The sequence below is a fragment of the Aequorivita vitellina genome, from assembly GCF_022008365.1.
Taxonomy (GTDB): domain Bacteria; phylum Bacteroidota; class Bacteroidia; order Flavobacteriales; family Flavobacteriaceae; genus Aequorivita; species Aequorivita vitellina.
This window is the reverse complement of the sequence record NZ_JAIRBA010000062.1, coordinates 1-4,049: the sequence shown is the minus strand read 5'-3', so window position 1 is coordinate 4,049 and position 4,049 is coordinate 1. Positions and strand designations below refer to the sequence as shown.

Genomic DNA, 4,049 nt, shown 5'->3' with positions numbered 1-4,049 from the left:
TTCAACACCACAACATAATCATTATGAAGTGATTAAAAAATAAAATATTATATTTGAAGAACTGGACTAGTGCTTTTCATAGGATACGGTGTTGTGCAACGTTATTTATTCAATTTTAGCCATTGGTATAGCACAAATTTGATTAGTAATATGACTAACTAAAAGATAAATAAATTGGTTTGGACAAGAGTTAACTGCTTCTTGTATCAAAGCTTGATATTTACCTTTTAAAATGTCCTTGTTCAATGTTGGTCTATATCTAGCAACAGTACCAATATAATAGCCAAAAGCTAAAGTGGCAGATAAGCGATGCATACGGCTTGGTTCCAAATTCAGATAATTTCTGTAGCCATTTCTTGTTATCATCTGGTTAATTCTTAATGGTAAAATATCTTCGCATATTCTTTTGTATGCCATTCTATGACTTTTGTCAGAATTGCAAGTATAATTAAACTCTAACTTTGAACGAAAATACTTCTTTCCAGTATCAGATTCACAATCTATAGGTTTAAGTTTCTCTTTAAGTATGTTTTTTAGAAACTTGTCAGTTTTCATAATTTTATCAAACTTCTTTTCGTAAGCTAAAGTGTAATAAATACGATTTCTTTTTTTATTAGTCCTTATAGTTAAGTCTATTGGTAGATGTTTTCTTTTTGTATTTGGAAATAAGTTAAGTGCATATCCAATTTCGTGAACTTCTGGTAATTCTCTAAGAATTTCGTCAAGTTTGATAAATCGGTTAGCATTATTTATTTCAATTCCAATAGTTTTAGCAAATTCGTGAAATATCGAAATTCCTTCGTTTCCAACATTACTTAGTTTCAATTGTGTTTTTTGGTCAGATGGTAATGACAATCCGTGATGCTCCATTTTGGTTTCTAAATTATAACCTCTAACTAAAAGAAATGACTTTACTAAATTTATAAAAGTATAATAAATTAAAGTTCCCTTTGATGGCATTTTAGCCTGTTTAGAAGAATTATAGAAACCTTCTGATAATTCAGCAAAATACTTAGCTTTAGTCAACAAATCTCGTTGTTTTCCTCTGTCTCGTTTGATTTTCGAAAGTTTAGTATCTAACCAAGCTTGTAGATAACTAAATGGGTCTGAAGTTAAAATGAAAGGTGCACCAGATTCGTTTTGGAAAGGGAAATACTTAACAGCCTTAAAATCTTTCCTTACTTGTTCTCCTAATTCATTTTCAATTGGTGTCATTTACTTTCGATGTTGGTTTTTAATGTTGCACAACGTTTTGGCTATGCGTAGTGCGGGATTAGAAAGCACTTCACTGTCCGCCTACCGATATGTTTGTTAATATTCATTCACTTTCAAATTAGCACCAAAACCCGCATTACGTATAGCTTTTGTTGTGCGGTCGGCTTTTTTTATTTCGTTTCATAGTCAATCATTACATTCAAAGTTGAATCCGAGAAAGTTACTTTGTCAAGTTGTGTTATGGGTTCAAGTCTGTCCGAATAGATGATTTTTAATGTGTCAAACGATGTCCATTCTGTTTCCACAGTCGTTCTGCCTGTGTGTTCAGCGGAGAAAACTGTTTTCTTTTTTGAGTCGTCTGGATTGTCAGAGCAACCTAAGTCAATTGAAACTATTATAGAAGGTATGGTCACTGCATTTCCGCCATATTCGAAAATTGTCGCTTGTCTAAGTCCTTCATAGTCACAGTTTGTTTGCAAGATTTCTTTTTCAGGTTCTCCGAACAAGTCAAAGTTGTTTAAGAAAATTCCATAAGCGACAAGCAATCCAATTATCAAAATTGAAATCGTTATTAGTCCATATTTTACTATTCGGTTCATTTTTTTAGCTGCCGCACAACGTTTATGTATAAGAATAGTTGCGGGTTTGTATGCGAGGATTTTCCGAAGGAAAATCAGACGTTACAAACACGCAACGACCTTTGATTAAGCACTAAACCGCAATTATTTTTATACGGTGTTGTAACCAGTTTTTTATTAATTCGGTTCTTTATTATTCAGCAATGATGAGTAAATTTTCATTATTCGTTTGTCATAAATTCCGAAAGATGATTTCGTAATTAACGCTCCAATAATTGGAAAGGTCAGCATTAAAATCAGTTCAAAACTTAAAATATTTTCTCCATTTATTAATTTATAGATTGAAATTCCCCAAAGTCCAATAAACAATGCAATCAGAAACAGATTTGTAAATAAGTCAAATTCATTTTTAATTTCAACAGTTGTTTTATCAGACGAAATAGATTTTAAATTGATATCAGATAATATATCATATCCGGTTCCGTATTTATTTTTCATTAAACCGTGTAATTTAGTTTCACTCAATTCCGTAACATTTATTTTGTCGGTTGAAGATATTAATTCATTCCGCACAATATTGATAGGTTTGTTAGTTACTAAGCTATGATTTTTTACAAATAACATTCTCTTTTGTTCGGTTTCTCAAATTGGTTACAACGGTTTTGTGTATGGCTCGTTGCGGAAAATCAGCTATGATTTTCCGCCGTAACCGAAAGATAGCAAATTGCAATGAATTCCGATTAGGAATTCAGCCGCAATGAGCTATACACGTTGTTGCCAACAGTACTTATTTCCACTTTTCTATTAATTCTATCACGCCTTTTTTAATTCCGCTATAAAATTCTCCGTTTTTAAATTCAGGTATTATTTTTTCTTCAATCACTTTTTTACAAATTTCGTCAGTCAAAATCAATTCGGTTCCAGTTCCAGTGGCAATTCCGATTTGTCTGCAAGGATTGCAAACAACTATTGTCAATCCGTTATTTTTTTCGGCAGTTCCAACTCCCCAAGTTTGTCCTAAATCCGTTGCGTATTTTTGGATGTCATTATAAGGTTTTATGCTGTCAATTGTAACAACCACAATTTGTCTTGTCGTCTCAATATCATAATCATAAAGAATTTTCGATAGTTCAGTTCGTTGCGATTCCGTAAAAATTTGTCCGTAATCATTTATAATTCCGATTGGTTTTGGAATAGAACTTTTTTCCGTTTCCGAAAAGTCAATTTCGGTTTTTGGTTTTTTAGTTTCCGTTTCTTGAGCAATTCCTTTGCAGGAAAGGAAATTCAAAGTCAAGAGAAGGATTAATATTTTAGTTCCGATTTTCATTTTTCGTATTGTTGGCAACGTTTAGTATAACCGCAGTTACGGGATTAAATTTAATGTTTTTCGGATAAGCACAGACGGTAGCAATTACGCGTGGATTCGGACGCAGTCGAATCCGCCGTAATTGTGGTTATACATTGTTGGCAATAGTTTTTTTTATTCGGCTTAAGTCAGAAGTCAGTTCACTCCAAGGTTCTGTATTTAGATATAGTTTTTTATAGACCACGCCGTTCGTTCCTTTATATTTTAAAGTCAGATTATAAGAATTATATATTGAGTCGTTATTATAGAGAATTTGAATTAGTTGTGATTCCGAAATCTTAATTTTTTCCTTTTGCGTTATAATTGAATAAGTCTCGAAGATGTAAAATCCTTCGTTCATTTTGATATTGGTTAATAATTTCGGGCTGTATCCAATTCCGATGAAGATAATAAAAACTAACATTCCTATTTGGATAATGTCAGAATCCACAAAATAGTAAATTCCGATTAACCAAATAATTGTGATTGTAAATCGAATTATTTTTTGATTTCTATATTTTTTAATCAATATTTATCTTTTTTAAATTATTGCCAACGTTTCTGCATATGATTAGTGGCCCGATTAAGCACGGAATTTAGCAAATAAAAACCAAACAGAAAATCCGATAGGATTTTCGGAAGCAAGCTCGAACTAGCCATTAATTATATGCCTTGTTGCCCAATGTTTTTCTGCGTTCTGTTCCGCTTCTATTCCGCACTGTTTTTTTTTCTTTCACTGTTCATCGCAAACTAAAACCGGCTTTGGCTGATTTTATCTTTCCGATGCCAAAAATGTCGCAGATCCAGTTCTTTCCGTTCCGTATTTTTGTCCGCACAATTTTTTCCAATTCCGCTTAAAACACAATCTTTTTAAAAAAAATCCCAAAGCTTTTCGGATGGTTTTTCTTTCA

4 protein-coding genes are annotated in these 4,049 nt (G+C 32.4%); all 4 read right to left on the bottom strand.

Annotated elements, in window-relative coordinates; genetic code table 11:
• Positions 1-105: 105 nt before the first annotated feature.
• Positions 106-1,215 (bottom strand): YaaC family protein, encoded by a 1,110-nt coding sequence (locus K8089_RS15835; protein WP_237604270.1) that lies wholly within the window; start codon positions 1,213-1,215, stop codon positions 106-108.
• Between the two features lie 170 nt (positions 1,216-1,385).
• Positions 1,386-1,814 (bottom strand): hypothetical protein, encoded by a 429-nt coding sequence (locus K8089_RS15830; protein ID WP_237604269.1) that lies wholly within the window; start codon positions 1,812-1,814, stop codon positions 1,386-1,388.
• Between the two features lie 156 nt (positions 1,815-1,970).
• Entirely contained in the window at positions 1,971-2,417 is a 447-nt protein-coding gene (locus tag K8089_RS15825; protein ID WP_237604268.1) for a hypothetical protein, read from the bottom strand.
• 163 nt (positions 2,418-2,580) lie between these two features.
• Positions 2,581-3,120, bottom strand: coding sequence for a TPM domain-containing protein (locus K8089_RS15820; RefSeq protein ID WP_237604267.1), 540 nt, complete (start codon positions 3,118-3,120; stop codon positions 2,581-2,583).
• Between the last annotated feature and the right edge of the window lie 929 nt (positions 3,121-4,049).

Bases quoted from the DNA above. Each gene is read 5' to 3' on its own strand.
- K8089_RS15835 (WP_237604270.1), bottom strand. From the start codon at position 1,215: ATGACACCAATTGAAAATGAATTAGGAGAACAAGTAAGGAAAGATTTT.
- K8089_RS15830 (WP_237604269.1), bottom strand. From the start codon at position 1,814: ATGAACCGAATAGTAAAATATGGACTAATAACGATTTCAATTTTGATA.
- K8089_RS15825 (WP_237604268.1), bottom strand. From the start codon at position 2,417: ATGTTATTTGTAAAAAATCATAGCTTAGTAACTAACAAACCTATCAAT.
- K8089_RS15820 (WP_237604267.1), bottom strand. From the start codon at position 3,120: ATGAAAATCGGAACTAAAATATTAATCCTTCTCTTGACTTTGAATTTC.